Origin of the sequence: Hydrogenophaga sedimenti, assembly GCF_051857515.1 — a bacterium.
Lineage (GTDB): Bacteria > Pseudomonadota > Gammaproteobacteria > Burkholderiales > Burkholderiaceae_C > Hydrogenophaga.
In genome coordinates this window covers 1-13,456 of record NZ_JBPZHA010000001.1, presented here as the reverse complement: position 1 = coordinate 13,456, position 13,456 = coordinate 1, and the positions used below count along the sequence as shown (strand labels likewise).

Sequence of the window (13,456 nt, the reverse complement as noted above, 5' to 3'; positions counted from 1 at the left end):
GCACCGATCCGGTGCGGGACAAGGCCGCGGTGCCGGTCCCGGACCCCGGTCTCAGGCGGCGATCGCCGGCAGCACCTGGCCGCTGCAGCGGCCGAAGCCGATGCGCGCCGCGCCGGGCTTCTCGCACCAGCCGTGCAGCACCACCGTGTCGCCGTCTTCCAGGAAGCGGCGCTGCTCGCCGGTGCCGGGCAGATCGATCGCGACCGTGCCGCCGCGGCTCAGTTCGACGATGGCGCCGGCCTCCGGCGGGGTCGGGCCCGAGATGGTGCCCGTGCCCAGCAGGTCGCCGGTCGTGAGGTTGCAGCCGCCGACCGTGTGCTGCGTGACCATCTGCGCGATGGTCCAGTACTGGTGGCGAAAGCTGGTGGCCGAGATCCGGTCGGGCGCCACGCCCTTCGCGCGGTGCGTGGCGGTGTCCAGCAGCACTTCGAGCTGCACGTCCACGCCGCCGTGGTCGCGGTTGGCGGCGCTGTCGAGGTAGGCCAGCGGCTGCGGCTCGTCGGCCGGGTGCGCGAAGGGCACGCGGTAGGGCGCCAGCGCTTCCATGGTCACGATCCAGGGCGAGACGCTGGTGCAGAAGTTCTTGCCCAGGAAGGGGCCCAGCGGCGCCATCTCCCAGAACTGGTGGTCGCGCGCCGACCAGTCGTTGAGCAGGCACATGCCGAAGATGTGCTCCTCCGCCTTGTCCAGCGCGATCGGTGCGCCCATGGCGTTGCCCGGGCCGATGTAGAAGCCCATCTCCAGCTCGAAGTCCAGCCGCGCGCAGGGCCCGTAGACCGGGGCCGTGGCGCCGGGCGGCAGGGCCTGGCCCATGGGGCGGTGGAACGGCGTGCCGCTGACCACCACGCTGGAGGCGCGGCCGTGGTACGCGATCGGCAGCCACTGGAAGTTGGGCGTGAGCGGGTCGTCGGGCCGCATCACGCGGCCGACGTTGCGGGCGTGGTGGATCGAGGTGTAGAAGTCGGTGTAGTTGGCCACGCGGGTGGGCACGGCGTGTTCCGCTTCGGCCTGCGGCAGCATGCAGCCGTGCAGCGTGCCGACGGTGCGCGCATCGGCGTCGTGGCGCAGCGCGGCGAACAGCGCATGACGCAGCGCGCGCCAGGCCACCGGGCCCATGGCGAGCAGCTCGTTGAGCACCGGCGCGGCGCCGGCCTGCGCGGCCACCTGCGGCAAGCCCTCGAACAGCCCGGCCGCCGCCACGGCCGCCAGATCGACGATCTGGTCGCCGATGGCGACACCGCCGCGGAAGGCCTCGCTGGAACCCCGGCGGCGGAACACGCCGAAGGGCAGGTTCTGGATCGGGAAGTCGGCGCCGGCTTCGTTGGCCGAGGCCAGCCAGCTCTTCACGCTGGCGTCGTGGGTGTGGTTCAGTTCCATGGTGTGGGGTCCGGTCACTTCGGGGCCATGAGCGAATCATCAAAAATGGCGACCGCGCGCGTCCAGCCGGCCGAGGCGCCACGGATCTTGTGCGGGAAGCAGCTGATGTAGAAACCGCTGCTCGGCAGGGCCTCGAGGTTGTGCAGCTTCTCCAGGTGGCAGTAGCCGATGTCGCGGCCGGCCTTGTGGCCTTCCCAGATCAGGCTGGCGTCCTGCGTGGCGGCGTACTTCTGCGCGGTGTAGACGAAGGGCGCGTCCCAGCTCCAGGCGTCGGTGCCGGTCAGGCGCACACCGCGTTCGAGCAGGTACATGGTGGCGTCGTAGCCCATGCCGCAGCCGGCGCTGACGAAGTCGTTGTGGCCGTAGCGGCTGCCGGCGCGGGTGTTGACGACCACGATCTCCAGCGGCGAGAGCGTGTGGCCGATGCGCGCCAGCTCGGCCTCGACGTCGGCGGCGGTCACCACGTAGCCGTCGGCCATGTGGCGGAAGTCCAGCTTCACGCCGGGCTGGAAGCACCACTCCAGCGGCACCTCGTCGATGGTCCAGGCCTTCTTCTTCTCGCCCAGCGCCTTGTCCATGGTGCTGTGGAAGTGGTAGGGCGCGTCCAGGTGGGTGCCGTTGTGGGTCGAGAGCTGGATCATCTCGACCGCCCACACGTCGCCGTCGGGCAGGTCTTCCTGCTTCAGGCCGGGGAAGAACGGTGCCATCTGCTCGAACGAGTTCTTGTGGTCGAAGTACTGGATCTTGGGCGCGAACGCGGGTGGGTCCGAGATGACGTCGTTTTCGAGAAAGATCGACAGGTCGACGAATTGGCGGGGCATGGTGGTCTCCTTGAAAGCGTGGGACGGTCAGGGGCGCTGCCAGCGCAGCAGGCGGCGTTCGGCCAGGGCCAGCACGGCGTTGCTCGCAAAGCCGATGGCGCCCAGCAGCACGATGCCGGCGAACAGCTCGCTGGCCTGGAACGAGCGCGCGGCCAGCAGGATGGCCTGGCCCAGGCCGTTCTGCGAGGCGATCATTTCGCCGACCACCGAGACGATCAGCGAGACCGTCATCGACAGCCGCATGCCCGAGAGGATGTCGGGCATCGCGTTGGGCAGTCCGATTTGCGTGATGAAGGACAGGCGGCCCATCTGCAGCGCCTGCGCCACCTCGCGCAGCCGCGGGTGCACGGCGGCCAGGCCGTGCAGCGTGGCCAGCAGCACCGGCCACATCGAGCCGAAGGCGACCACCGCCAGCACCATGCCGCCCGAGAGGCCGAACAGCGCGATGGCCAGCGGCATCACCGCCGAGGCCGGCAGCGGGCGGATGAATTCCAGCGTCGGCGCGATCCAGGTGCGGGCGCGCTGCGAGCTGCCGATCAGCGCGCCCAGGGCGATGCCCAGCGCGCTGGCCAGCACCCAGCCGGCCAGCATGCGGCCCAGCGTGGCGCCGGTGTAGCCCAGCAGCTCGCCACCGGCGAGGCCCTGGACCAGGCTGGCGGCGGTGTCGGCCGGCGAGGGCAGGAAGGCGCGGTTGACCCAGCCGCTGCGGCTGGCGAACCACCACAGGGCGATGAAGGCCGCCAGCAGGGACAACGACGACAGCGCGCCGGTGGCGGCGTCGAGGCGGCGCAGGTTCATGCGGCTCATGCGGTCTGTTCCCCCATGCGGCGTGCCACCTGCTGCTGCAGCGCCGACGCGCCGACGTTGATGGCGTAGCCGACCACGCCGATCCAGGCCAGCCAGCCCAGCATCAGCGCCGGGTCCAGGCTCTGTTGCGCAATCATCATCGCGTAGCCCATGCCGTTGGGGTTGGCCGCGATCTCCACCGTGACCGCCACCACCAGCGCGATCGCCACGCCCAGTCGCAGCGCCACGAACAGGCGCGGCACAATGGCCGGGCCGATGATCCAGACGAAGCGCTGCCACGGCGAGAGCTGCAGCGCGCGCGCCACCTCCAGCAGCCGCGGCTCGACCTGCTGCACCGCCGCCTGCGTCAGCACCAGCATCGGCCACAGGCAGGCGAACGCGACCACGCTGACCTCCATGCGCAGACCGAAGCCGAACACCAGCATCGCCAGCGGAATCAGCGCGACCGACGGAATGGGCCGCGCGACTTCCACGCTCAGGTAGGCCGCCCGCGCGGCGCGGCGCGACAGGCCGAGCAGCGTCCCCAGCAGCACGCCGGCGAGCGCGCCGATCAGCAGGCCCAGCGCCGCGCTGCCGAGCGTGAAGGCGGTCGCGCTCCAGAGCGAACCGTCGGTGGCCGCGCCGGCCAGCGCCTTCAGCGCCGCGGTGGGCGGCGCGATGGCGTCGCTGCCCTGGCCCGCGGTGCGGGTCCACAGCTCCAGCGCGCCCAGCAGCACGGCGGGAAACACCAGCGGTTTGAGGGAGAAGGCCATCTCAGTGATGTCCCAGGTAGTGGTAGAGCTCGCGGCGCAGGCGCAGGAACTCCGGGTGCTCCTTGGTGCCGATCTGCTCGCGCGGCTGCGGCAGCGGCACGTCGATCACGGCCGCCAGGCTGGGGCGCTCCGGGGTCGGGTTGCTGCGCAGCGCGATCACGCGGTCGCCCAGGTACAGCGCCTCCTCCAGGTCGTGGGTGACGAACATGACCGTCAGCCCTTCCTCGCGCACCAGCCGCGCCAGCTCGTCCTGCAGCGTCTCGCGCGTCATCGCGTCGAGTGCGCCGAAGGGCTCGTCCATCATCATCACGTCCGGCCGCTGCGCCAGGCAGCGCGCGATCTGCACGCGTTGCTGCATGCCGCCCGAGAGCTGGGCCGGGTACTTGCCCGCGTGCGCGCCCAGGCCCACGGTGTCGAGCACCTTCGCGATGCGCGCCGGGCGCTCGGCCTCGGGCACCTTCGCCGCCTCCAGCGCCAGGCTCACGTTGGCCGCCACGCTGCGCCAGGGCAGCAGGGCACGGCCATAGTCCTGGAACACGAAGGCGACCTCGCGGCTCGGGCCGGTGATGGGCTTGCCCTGGCGCATCACGGCGCCGCGGCTGGGCGCCACGAAACCGGCGGCCGCGCGCAGCAGCGTGGTCTTGCCGCAGCCCGAGGGGCCGATGACGCAGACGAACTCGCCGCGGCGCACTCTCAGCTCGGTCGGCGAGAGGATCTCGCGGCCGCCGAGCGTGATGGCGACGCGGTCGAAATGCAGGACGGTTTCGGACACCCGGGCCTCACTTCACGATCAGCTTGGCCACGTTGGGCGTGGTCTTGAGCATCTCCTGGTCCTTCATCAGGCCGACCCAGTAGTTCAGCTGCTTCTCGGTGACGATGGGGGAGGGTGGCGAGATCTGCACCTTGGCCAGCACCTCGGGCGGCAGCTTGATGTACTTGCCGATGGCCGCGCGCACGGCGTCGTTGTTCTTGGGCTGCAGCATGAAGGCCGCACCCTCCTGCACGCCGTCGCGGAAGGCCTTGACCGCGCCGGGGTTCTTCTCGGCCCAGTCGCGCCGCGCGGTGTGGATGATGGTCGGCTGGTTCTCGGGCAGGAAGGTCGAGTAGTAGCTGGCCACGTAGCCCGCGCCCGAATCGGTGATGCGGCTCATGAACGGGTCGGCGCTGACGACCGCGTCGACCGAGCCGCCGCGCAGCAGGTCGCCGTGCTGCGGGAACGAGGCCTCGACGAAGTTGACCTTCTTGAAGTCCACGCCCTGCGACTTGAGCCAGGCGCGGAAGGTCACGTGCAGGAAGGCGCCCAGACCCGGCACGCCGATCTTCTTGCCCAGGCAGTCCTGCGCGGTACGGATGCCGCTGCCCGCCTTGGCCACCAGGCCGAAGCCGGTGATGGTCTTGGAGGTGGCGCCGCCACCGGCCACCACCACATGGTCCAGCCCGCCGTCGACCGACTGCAGGAACACGCTGGGCGTGGGGCCGCCGATCTGCAGCGAGTCGGCCTGCACCGCGGCGGGGATGGTGGAGTTGATCGGGATGAACTTGGCCTCGACCTCCAGCCCGCGCTTCTGGAAGAAGCCCTGCTCCATGGCGACGAACACCGAGGCGAAGTCGGTCACGGCGGTGTAGCCGAACACCACCTTGGGCAACGACTGGCCGAGGGCGGGCAGGCTGGCGGCGGCGGGAATGGCGGCCAGTGCGGCCAGGGCGGTGCGTCTTTTCATGCTTGTCTCCTTCGGGATGGAATGGCTGGTTTTCTGGTCGGGGCGGGAGCGGGCAGGGCGGCGCGCAGGCCGCCCACGATGAATCGCACGAGACGGTCCGAGGCTTCGGGGTCGCCGGCGCGGTTCTGGTTCTGCGACAGCCGCGTCACCCGGTCGTCGACCAGGTGGTGCAGCAGGGCGCCGAGCGCGAACTGGTAGCCCCAGGCCACGTCGCCCAGGCTGGCGTGCGGCAGGGCGGCGTGCATGGCGGCGATGAAGCGGTGCGCCATCGGGTCGAAGAACTCGCGCAGCACGCGGTCGGCTTCGGCGCTGCCGTAGGCCAGCTCGCGGCCCACCAGTTGCGCGTAATAGGCGCCCTCTTCGCTGTGCCGCAGGCGGATCACCGGCTTGACGAAGGCTTCGACGATGCGGGTCAGCGTCTGCGGGTCTTGCGGGTCCACCGCCGCCGCGTCCAGCGCGGCCAGGCGTTCCTCGATGGTCTGGTTCCAGTGCGCAAAGATGGCGTGGAACAGCTCGTGTTTGGGGCCGTAGTAGTAGCCCACCAGCGCCAGCGGCACGCCGGCTTCTTCGGCGATCTGCCGGATCGTCACGCCGTGGTAGCCGTGCTGCGAGAACAGCTTCTCGGCCGCCAGCAGGATGGCCTGCTGGCGGTCGGGGCGCGATGCCGCGCGTGGCGAGGCCTTGGCGGCGCGGGGACGGGAGGTGCTGGTGACCATGGACCGGTATTGAACGGTTGTACAAAAAACTTGAACATCCGTGCAAACCCTTGCGCGGTCGGCGCTGACAACTGCGCGATAGGCGCCGCCGCGGGAGCGCTGCTACCCTGCGTCGCAGGAGACAAGACATGGCAGAACAAACGCCCCCCTTCACGCCACAGATCCGTCTGTACCAGCAGTGGCTGGCCGAGCGGCACGGGCTGCACTTCGACAGCTACGACGCGCTCTGGCGCTGGTCGGTCAACGACCTCGACGCGTTCTGGCAGAGCATCTGGACCTACTTCGACCTGCGCTCGCCGACGCCGCACACGGCGGTGCTGGAGCGCAACGTGATGCCGGGCGCGCGCTGGTTTCCCGGCGCGCAGGCCAACTACGCGCACCAGGTGTTCCGCCACGTCGACGCGGCGCACGCGGCGGGTCTGCCGGCCGTGATCGCCGACAACGAGAAGGGCCAGCGGCGCGAGCTGTCCTGGCCCGAGCTGCGGCGACAGGTGGCCTCGCTCGCGCTGCACCTGCAGGCGCAGGGCGTGCAACCCGGTGACCGCGTCGCGGCCTACCTGCCCAACATTCCCGAGACCATGGTCGCGTTCCTCGCGGTGGTCAGCATCGGCGCGGTCTGGAGCGTGTGCGCGCCCGACATGGGAACCAACGCCGTGCTCGACCGCTTCAAGCAGATCGAACCGGTGGTGCTGATCGCCTGCGACGGCGTGACCTACGGCGGCAAGGACTTCGACCGCCTGGCCGTGGTGGCCGAGCTGCGCGCGGCGCTGCCGACGGTGCGCCACGTGGTGCTGCACGCCAACCTCGCGCAGGACCCGGCGGACGTGGACCATGCGCTGGAGACCGCGCAACCTTGTGCCGCGTTCAGCACCGCCATCGCCCGCCACGACGCCGCCGTGCAGGCCTTCGAACCGGTGTGGCTGCCCTTCGACCACCCGCTGTGGATCGTCTACAGCAGCGGCACCACCGGCCTGCCCAAGCCCATCGTGCACGGCCACGGCGGCACCGTCATCGTCGCGCTGGCGCTCAAGATCCTGCACAACGACGTGGGCTGCAGCTACGCGCCCAACAGCTTCGGCGAACGCTTCCACTGGTACAGCTCGACCGGCTGGGTGATGTGGAACGCGCAGACCAGCGGCCTGCTCAACGGCACCACCTGCGTGATCTACGACGGCAACCCCGGTGGCAGCAAGGAGCGGCCCGACTGGACCGTGCTCTGGCGCTTCGCGGCGCGCGAAGGCGTGACCTTCTTCGGCGCGGGCGCAGCGTTCTTTGCGAACTGTCTGAAGTCGGGTGTGGACCTGTCGACCTGTGGTGACCTGTCGTCGGTGCGCGCGCTCGGCACGACCGGCTCACCGCTGTCGGAAGACGCGCAGCGCTGGGGAACTGCTCAGTTCGCGGCCATCGCAAAGAGCGACGCCCAGAAAGACATCTGGTGGTGCAACATTTCCGGCGGCACCGACTTTGCCGGGGCCTTCATCGGCGGCAACCGCGAACTGCCGCAGACGCCCGGCCGCATGCAGTGCCGCCTCATGGGCTGCGCGGTCGAGTCCTGGGACGAGCAGGGCCGGCCGGTCATCGACGCGGTGGGCGAGCTGGTCTGCGCGCAGCCGATTCCGTCGATGCCGCTGTACTTCATCGGCGACAAAAACCACGAGCGCCTGCTCGGCAGCTACTTCGACATGTACCCGCCGGGCCACGGCCGCCAGCCCGGTGGCGGCGACCTTCCCGCCGAGGCCGGCGCGGTCTGGCGCCACGGCGACTGGCTGCGCATCCATCCCGATGGTTCGTGCGTGATCTACGGCCGCTCCGACGCCACCATCAACCGCCACGGCCTGCGCATGGGCACCAGCGAGCTCTACAGCGCGGTCGAGGCCTTGCCCGAGGTGCTGGACTCGATGGTGGTCGACCTCGAATACCTAGGGCGCGAGAGCTACATGCCGCTGTTCGTCGTGCTGCGTCCAGGCCTGACGCTCGACGATCCGATGAAGGCGAAGATCAGCGACGCGATCCGCACCGCGCTCTCGCCGCGTTTCCTGCCCAACGAGGTGTTCCAGGTCGCCGAGATCCCGCGCACGCTCTCGGGCAAGAAGCAGGAGCTGCCGATCAAGAAGCTCATGCTCGGCCAGCCGCTGGAGAAGGTGATCAACCGCGAGGCGATGGCGAATCCGGGCTGCCTGGACTGGTACGTGGCGCTGGCGGCGGCGCACCTCGGCCAGGCCGCGGGCTGAACCGGCTGGTGTGCCGGTCAGGGGCTGGTCGCCACCAGCCGCAGCGTGGAGGCGCCACCGCCGAATCCGACGTAGCCGTCGATCGACTGGACGTAGAAGGTGTAGGAGCTGTTGTCCAGCCAGGGCGTGGATGACACGTTGAGGCCGTTGTCGCCCGGAAAGAGGGTGGTGTCCAGGGCGGGGACGTACCTGGAATAGTCGGTGATGCTGTTCAATTCCTTGACGTTGGGCATGCGCCAGCCGGCCTGGCTCCTGGCATGGCTCAGGGCGGCCTCCAGAAAGAAGCTGCTGGCCGTACCGGTGCAGGTGCTGCCGTTCCAGGTCCGCCCTTGCTGGCAACGCCGCCAGGTCAGCCCCGTCTTGCGATCGATGACGGCGTTGTTGGCGCTGTCGCCGGGGTAGGGCTGGGTGGTGACGAGATGGCGCTGCCCGGTCCACGCAGCGCCCCGGACGAGGCGGACGTAGTGGCTATCGGCGCGAAGCGCACGAAAAACCGCGCCGTTGTAGAAGTTGACCACCCAGGCTTCCGCGGCCAGGGCCGGGTTTGCGTTCGGCATGCTGGTCCAGTAGTACGCCCCCTGGGAATTCGGGAACACCGTGGTGTTGTACCGGGCGCCCACCGCGCGACCGTAGTCCACCAGCCCCTGAAGCTCCTCGACGTTGGGAAGGCGCCAGTCGTTGAACCCGCAGAGCTTGAAGGCGTTGACGGCGACGACATAGGCGCTGGCGTCGGTGCTGCTGCTGTTGCCGCCCAGATTCGTGTAGAGCTTGAACCCGGAGCGAAGGGCCAGCGCAGCACTCTCCTTGCCTTCCCAGATGAGCCCGGTCACGTTGTCCTTCACGCAGCTGGTGTTGGGGTAGGTGGTGGCGCCGACAGTGACGCTGCCGTAGCTCATCGGGTTGACGGCAGCCCGGTGGCCGTCCTGCTGCGGATTGAGGTTGATCGCGCCGGTGGTGCCGCAGCTGCCCAGGGTGAAATTGCCGCCCCCCTGGTAACACTGCGCGCCGGTGATGCCGGTGTGTGGCACTGCCGGTGTCTGCCAGTCGCTGCCCAGCACGTAGTAGCCGATGCCCTCGTAGTGGTACTGCGGCAGCGTGGCGATGATGCTGTCGCGCTCGGTGCTGCTGTTGGAATAGAAGTGGAATCCCTTGGCCGTGTAGAAGAAGCGGTAGAGCGGCGTGTAGCCGGTGCCGCTCAGGGTGCTGGCGTAGTAGGCGACGCCTTCGTAGCTGAACTGCGGCAGGGTCGCGACGATGCTGTTCTTCTCGGCCTCGCTGATGGTGTAGAAGTGCACGCCGGTGGCCGTGTTGTAGAGGCGGTACACGGGGCTGAGGCCCGCGATGGCGGTGCTGCTGGCGTAGAAGGCCGGGCCTTCGTAGGTCATGAACGGCTTCGTCGCCTGCACGCTGGCCTTCTCGGCCTCGCTGGTGGTGAAGAAGTGCGCGCTGGTCAGGGTGTTGAAGAAGCGGTAGACCGGCACGCGCGAGGCCGCGCTCTTGGTGACCGGCACTTCGGCGCTCTTGTTGGTGATGGTGGCCGTGGTCGCCGGGTCCGCAGCGACCTTGTCGCTGTTCTCACCGCCGCCACACGCCGTCAGGGCACCGATCACCAGGGCACACCACAGCATTCGCCAGCGCGCTCGCGTGGTGGGGAGGGTCACGAGCATGGGGCGGCAGATCGAGGGTGATGACATGCCGGCGATGCTAGGCACCGCCCCTGCCCGCGGCATCCTTCATGTGAAGGAGATGTGCGAATGAGAGGGCCTGCGCGGTCGCGGCGCTCAGCCCTGGGGAAACGCCGCCATCAGGCGCAGCAGTTCCTGCTGCCGGCGCACACCGGTCTTCTGCAGCAGCGACGACAGTTGCGAGCGCACGGTGCTCAGGCCGACCCCCAGCGCGTGCGCGATCTGCTTGGGCGCCTGGTCTTCCATCAGCAGCGACAGCACCTTCTGTTCGGCCCGTGTCAGTCCGAACAGGCTGGCCGCCAGCGCGACCGCGCCGCCGCCGTGGCGCTGCGTGTCGATCAGCCAGATCACGGCACCGTGCCCGCGAACGTGGGTGGTGCTGGCGGTCAGGCGGTTGTTGGGCGTGGCCATCGCATAGAGCGGCCCTTGCGCCGTGGCGATCCGCTGCCCGGTGTAGCGGCCCTGGCGGGCCTGGCGGTCCAGTTGCTGCAGGGCGGGCAGCAGCGGGGGCTGCGATGACGCAGCGGGCTGCAGCAGCGCTTCGGCGCGCCGGTTGGCGAAGCTCACGCGGCCGTCGGCGCCCAGCAGCAGCATGCCGATGCCGATCTGGTCCAGGCCCGACTCGAACAGCGACCGGTCGGCGCGCGCGCGCAGCAACTCGTGGTGCAGCTTCAGGCTGCGCTGCAGGTGCGGCACGGCCCTTTGCAGCGTCGCCATGGCGCCGCGGCCGAACGCGCGCCGCTGCGGGCCTCGGTAGAACGAGAGCACGGTCTCGGGCACGGCGACCGAGTTGCCGTGGTTGAACAGCACGGTGCACAGCAGCCACTCCTGCCCCATGCGGCGCAGGAAGTCGTTGTAGAACAGCGATTGCCGCAGGCGCTGCTGCGGGGCCAGCATCTCGCCGCAACCCACGTGGCCGGATTCGAACAGGCCCTGGTCGCGCCCGTTGTGGGTCCACACGTCGTGCAGGTGGTAGTACTCGCCATAGGCCTGCGCGGTCTCGAAGTCGTAGCGATGGCCGTGCATCGGCTGGTGGCTGAACTGGTCACCCGGGGTGAACAGCAGGCCAGAGTCGGCTTCCAGCGCAGCGGCCCAGCGCCCCAGCAGCGCATCCCAGCCCGCGGGATCGCCCACCGCGTCGTAGGTCTGCAGCAGCAGGGTGTCCTCCACCGAGGTGCTCATGCGCCAGCGCCTTTCATTCATGTGAAGGATGTGGCGAATGTAACGCCGCCCTGGCATCCGCCACCATCCGTACCCACCCTCAAGAAGCTTTCATGTCGCCGGTCCGATCCATCGCGCAGGCCCTCGCGTCCCTCGTGCTTGTGCAGTCCGCCTGGGCCGCTCCGGTCGTGCACATGTTGACACCGTTTGATACGTTCAACGCGCCCGATTTGCTGAACACTTCACGGTGATCGTGTCGCTGTTCGCCCCGTCCGGCGGGCGGCCGTCGATCAGATCGGAGGACCCAGATGAACCGCGGTACTTCTCTTGTCCAGCCTCAAGACCTGATGGAGCCCCTGGACATCGACCTGGACACCCTGGACCATGCGTTGATGGACCTGCTGACCAGCGACTGGCAGACCCTGGACGACGGAGAGTGGCTGGACACCGCGGTGGCGGTCCAGCAAGTCGGCCCGATCGTCTCAGACCTCGCGGCCTGAGGGCGCCCCCGGAGGCGTGGGGTGTGGCGTAGCATGACGCTCCTCCATCACTGCCCGACTGCGCACCCATGTCCATCACCCTCTCGTCCGCCAGCCTGCCCGTTTTCCAGACCGCCCTGTCCAACCTGCTGCACTGCCTGAAGAAGGCCGAGGCCAACGCGGCCGCGCGCAAGTTCGACCCCAACGTGTTCGTCACGATGCGCCTCGCGCCCGACATGCTGCCCTTCGCGGCGCAGATCCGCATCGCCTGCGACGCCGCCAAGAACGGCACCGCGCGCCTGGCCGGCATCGAGGCACCGAAGTTCGAAGACAACGAAACCACCTTCGCCGAGCTGCAGGCCCGCATCAGCAAGACGCTGGACTGGCTGGCCACCGTGCCCGCCGCGTCCATCGACGGCCGCGAAGAAGCCGAGATCACCTTCCCGGTCGGCCGCGACAAGACCCGCACCATGCGGGGCGAGGCCTACCTGAAGCACTGGGCGATCCCCAACCTGTTCTTCCACGTCACCACCGCCTACGCCCTGCTGCGCCACAACGGCGTGGACATCGGCAAGACGGACTACCTGGCGGGCGAGCAGGCGGCGGCCTGATCGCGTCCGATGACCTTCGAGGTGCTGGCCCTCGCAGGCAGTCTGCGTGCGGCCTCGATCAACGCGGCGCTGTGCCGGGCCGCGGTGCGGCTGGCGCCGCCGGGCCTGCGCGTGACCGTGTTTCCCGGGCTGGGCGGCCTGCCGCTGTTCAACCCCGACCTTGAAGCGGACCCACCACGGCCAGTGCAGGCATTGCGCTCCGCCGTCGGGCGCGCGCACGCGCTGCTCATTGCCAGCCCCGAGTACGCCCACGGCATCGCGGGACCGATGAAGAATGCCCTGGACTGGCTGGTCAGCTTCGAAGGCACGGTGGGCAAGCCGGTCGCGCTCTTCAATGCCTCGCCACGGGCCCGTCACGCGGACGAGGCGCTGCGGGAGGTCTTGAAGACCATGTCCGCGACGGTCGTTTCCTCGGCGTCGCCCACCCTGCCACTGCTCGGGGGCTGCACCACCGAAGAGGCCATGCTCGGTGACCCGGGTGTGAGCCGGGCGATACGGAGTGCCCTGGATGGGCTTGAAACTCATCTCGCGGGCGAGCAGGCGGGTTGAGATCCTGCGTTCACAGGCCGGGCTCTCACATGGTCGTCAGTAGCGTGGGCTTGGAACCGGAGTCACCTTTGAAAATATAGGTGGCCGAGCCCCCGGCCCATGTCCATTGCAGATAGGACAAGGGCGAACTGGAATCCACCACATTCGTCAAGATCAGACGTTCATCGCCTTCGAGCCAACGGAACATCCGCGACCCCGATTCGTCTGGCCAACGACCAATGATGTTCGACGCATCCTGCACCGTCATGCCCACCCGCAGTTGCTGCAGGGACTGGTAGAGATGGCTGTTCGATGTGGGGGCCTCGTTTGACCCCCCGCCGCAGGCCGTCAAGGTCATCAGGCTCAATGTACCGATGATGAGTTGGCGGCGGTTTGTTTTCTTGAAATGCATTTCCTCTCCTTTGTGATTTTTCGATCAGTTAGGGATGGTGTTCAAAACACGTTTAGCGCCAGCCGATAGCGGGCGGCTTGCCACGACATGAAACAGCGCGACTCGGAATCAGCGAATTCAACGCAGTTTCTGCGTTTGCACCGCCCGTTTTCGGT

Annotated in this window: 14 protein-coding genes; 4 read left to right on the top strand and 10 right to left on the bottom strand. The window is 68.8% G+C overall.

The genetic code is table 11. The features are described 5' to 3' along the window. Positions 1 to 51: 51 nt before the first annotated feature. From fahA to ACS5NL_RS00040, 7 genes are read right to left on the bottom strand one after another with little or no spacing between them, the layout of a single operon-like run. Positions 52 to 1,377, bottom strand: coding sequence for a fumarylacetoacetase (fahA, locus tag ACS5NL_RS00070; protein ID WP_439351456.1), 1,326 nt, complete (start codon positions 1,375 to 1,377; stop codon positions 52 to 54). 14 nt (positions 1,378 to 1,391) lie between these two features. Further along, positions 1,392 to 2,198: a cyclase family protein gene (locus ACS5NL_RS00065; protein WP_439351455.1), complete on the bottom strand. Its 807-nt coding sequence runs from the start codon at positions 2,196 to 2,198 to the stop codon at positions 1,392 to 1,394. Positions 2,199 to 2,225: 27 nt separating this feature from the next. Further along, positions 2,226 to 2,996 (bottom strand): ABC transporter permease, encoded by a 771-nt coding sequence (locus ACS5NL_RS00060; protein ID WP_439352028.1) that lies wholly within the window; start codon positions 2,994 to 2,996, stop codon positions 2,226 to 2,228. Positions 2,997 to 3,001: 5 nt separating this feature from the next. Further along, positions 3,002 to 3,757: an ABC transporter permease gene (locus ACS5NL_RS00055; RefSeq protein ID WP_439351454.1), complete on the bottom strand. Its 756-nt coding sequence runs from the start codon at positions 3,755 to 3,757 to the stop codon at positions 3,002 to 3,004. 1 nt (position 3,758) lies between these two features. Continuing rightward, a complete protein-coding gene (locus tag ACS5NL_RS00050) occupies positions 3,759 to 4,529 on the bottom strand; it encodes an ABC transporter ATP-binding protein (protein WP_439351453.1) in 771 nt (256 codons plus the stop codon). A 7-nt stretch (positions 4,530 to 4,536) separates the two neighbouring features. Continuing rightward, positions 4,537 to 5,478 carry an ABC transporter substrate-binding protein gene (locus ACS5NL_RS00045; RefSeq protein ID WP_439351452.1) on the bottom strand — a complete coding sequence of 314 codons (942 nt, stop codon included), beginning with the start codon at positions 5,476 to 5,478 and terminating at the stop codon, positions 4,537 to 4,539. Beyond that, on the bottom strand, positions 5,475 to 6,194 hold the full coding sequence (locus tag ACS5NL_RS00040; protein ID WP_439351451.1) for a TetR/AcrR family transcriptional regulator: 720 nt from the start codon (positions 6,192 to 6,194) through the stop codon (positions 5,475 to 5,477). Before ACS5NL_RS00040 ends, ACS5NL_RS00045 begins: the two co-directional genes overlap by 4 nt. A gap of 128 nt (positions 6,195 to 6,322) precedes the next feature. Here ACS5NL_RS00040 and ACS5NL_RS00035 point away from each other — a divergent pair, with 128 nt between their 5' ends. Beyond that, positions 6,323 to 8,425, top strand: coding sequence for an acetoacetate--CoA ligase (locus ACS5NL_RS00035; RefSeq protein ID WP_439351450.1), 2,103 nt, complete (start codon positions 6,323 to 6,325; stop codon positions 8,423 to 8,425). 17 nt (positions 8,426 to 8,442) lie between these two features. Here the strand turns inward: ACS5NL_RS00035 and ACS5NL_RS00030 are convergent, their stop codons facing one another. Together ACS5NL_RS00030 and ACS5NL_RS00025 are read right to left on the bottom strand one after the other, a co-directional pair. Then, on the bottom strand, positions 8,443 to 10,119 hold the full coding sequence (locus ACS5NL_RS00030; protein WP_439351449.1) for a DUF1566 domain-containing protein: 1,677 nt from the start codon (positions 10,117 to 10,119) through the stop codon (positions 8,443 to 8,445). A gap of 87 nt (positions 10,120 to 10,206) precedes the next feature. Next, positions 10,207 to 11,292 carry a helix-turn-helix transcriptional regulator gene (locus tag ACS5NL_RS00025; protein ID WP_439351448.1) on the bottom strand — a complete coding sequence of 362 codons (1,086 nt, stop codon included), beginning with the start codon at positions 11,290 to 11,292 and terminating at the stop codon, positions 10,207 to 10,209. A 287-nt stretch (positions 11,293 to 11,579) separates the two neighbouring features. Here ACS5NL_RS00025 and ACS5NL_RS00020 point away from each other — a divergent pair, with 287 nt between their 5' ends. The 3 genes from ACS5NL_RS00020 to ACS5NL_RS00010 all read left to right on the top strand — a co-directional run bounded on the left by ACS5NL_RS00020 (position 11,580) and on the right by ACS5NL_RS00010 (position 12,910). Then, positions 11,580 to 11,771 (top strand): hypothetical protein, encoded by a 192-nt coding sequence (locus ACS5NL_RS00020; protein ID WP_439351447.1) that lies wholly within the window; start codon positions 11,580 to 11,582, stop codon positions 11,769 to 11,771. Positions 11,772 to 11,839: 68 nt separating this feature from the next. Next, positions 11,840 to 12,361 carry a DUF1993 domain-containing protein gene (locus ACS5NL_RS00015; RefSeq protein WP_439351446.1) on the top strand — a complete coding sequence of 174 codons (522 nt, stop codon included), beginning with the start codon at positions 11,840 to 11,842 and terminating at the stop codon, positions 12,359 to 12,361. Positions 12,362 to 12,370: 9 nt separating this feature from the next. Then, positions 12,371 to 12,910, top strand: a complete 540-nt coding sequence (locus tag ACS5NL_RS00010; RefSeq protein ID WP_439351445.1) for an NADPH-dependent FMN reductase — start codon at positions 12,371 to 12,373, stop codon at positions 12,908 to 12,910. Positions 12,911 to 12,935: 25 nt separating this feature from the next. Here ACS5NL_RS00010 and ACS5NL_RS00005 read toward each other — a convergent pair whose 3' ends face one another. Continuing rightward, complete coding sequence (locus ACS5NL_RS00005) at positions 12,936 to 13,301, bottom strand: hypothetical protein (protein WP_439351444.1); 366 nt, start codon at positions 13,299 to 13,301, stop codon at positions 12,936 to 12,938. Positions 13,302 to 13,456: the final 155 nt, after the last annotated feature.

Bases quoted from the DNA above. Each gene is read 5' to 3' on its own strand.
- fahA (WP_439351456.1), bottom strand. From the start codon at position 1,377: ATGGAACTGAACCACACCCACGACGCCAGCGTGAAGAGCTGGCTGGCC.
- ACS5NL_RS00065 (WP_439351455.1), bottom strand. From the start codon at position 2,198: ATGCCCCGCCAATTCGTCGACCTGTCGATCTTTCTCGAAAACGACGTC.
- ACS5NL_RS00060 (WP_439352028.1), bottom strand. From the start codon at position 2,996: ATGAACCTGCGCCGCCTCGACGCCGCCACCGGCGCGCTGTCGTCGTTG.
- ACS5NL_RS00055 (WP_439351454.1), bottom strand. From the start codon at position 3,757: ATGGCCTTCTCCCTCAAACCGCTGGTGTTTCCCGCCGTGCTGCTGGGC.
- ACS5NL_RS00045 (WP_439351452.1), bottom strand. From the start codon at position 5,478: ATGAAAAGACGCACCGCCCTGGCCGCACTGGCCGCCATTCCCGCCGCC.
- ACS5NL_RS00040 (WP_439351451.1), bottom strand. From the start codon at position 6,194: ATGGTCACCAGCACCTCCCGTCCCCGCGCCGCCAAGGCCTCGCCACGC.
- ACS5NL_RS00035 (WP_439351450.1), top strand. From the start codon at position 6,323: ATGGCAGAACAAACGCCCCCCTTCACGCCACAGATCCGTCTGTACCAG.
- ACS5NL_RS00030 (WP_439351449.1), bottom strand. From the start codon at position 10,119: ATGTCATCACCCTCGATCTGCCGCCCCATGCTCGTGACCCTCCCCACC.
- ACS5NL_RS00025 (WP_439351448.1), bottom strand. From the start codon at position 11,292: ATGAGCACCTCGGTGGAGGACACCCTGCTGCTGCAGACCTACGACGCG.
- ACS5NL_RS00020 (WP_439351447.1), top strand. From the start codon at position 11,580: ATGAACCGCGGTACTTCTCTTGTCCAGCCTCAAGACCTGATGGAGCCC.
- ACS5NL_RS00015 (WP_439351446.1), top strand. From the start codon at position 11,840: ATGTCCATCACCCTCTCGTCCGCCAGCCTGCCCGTTTTCCAGACCGCC.
- ACS5NL_RS00010 (WP_439351445.1), top strand. From the start codon at position 12,371: ATGACCTTCGAGGTGCTGGCCCTCGCAGGCAGTCTGCGTGCGGCCTCG.
- ACS5NL_RS00005 (WP_439351444.1), bottom strand. From the start codon at position 13,301: ATGCATTTCAAGAAAACAAACCGCCGCCAACTCATCATCGGTACATTG.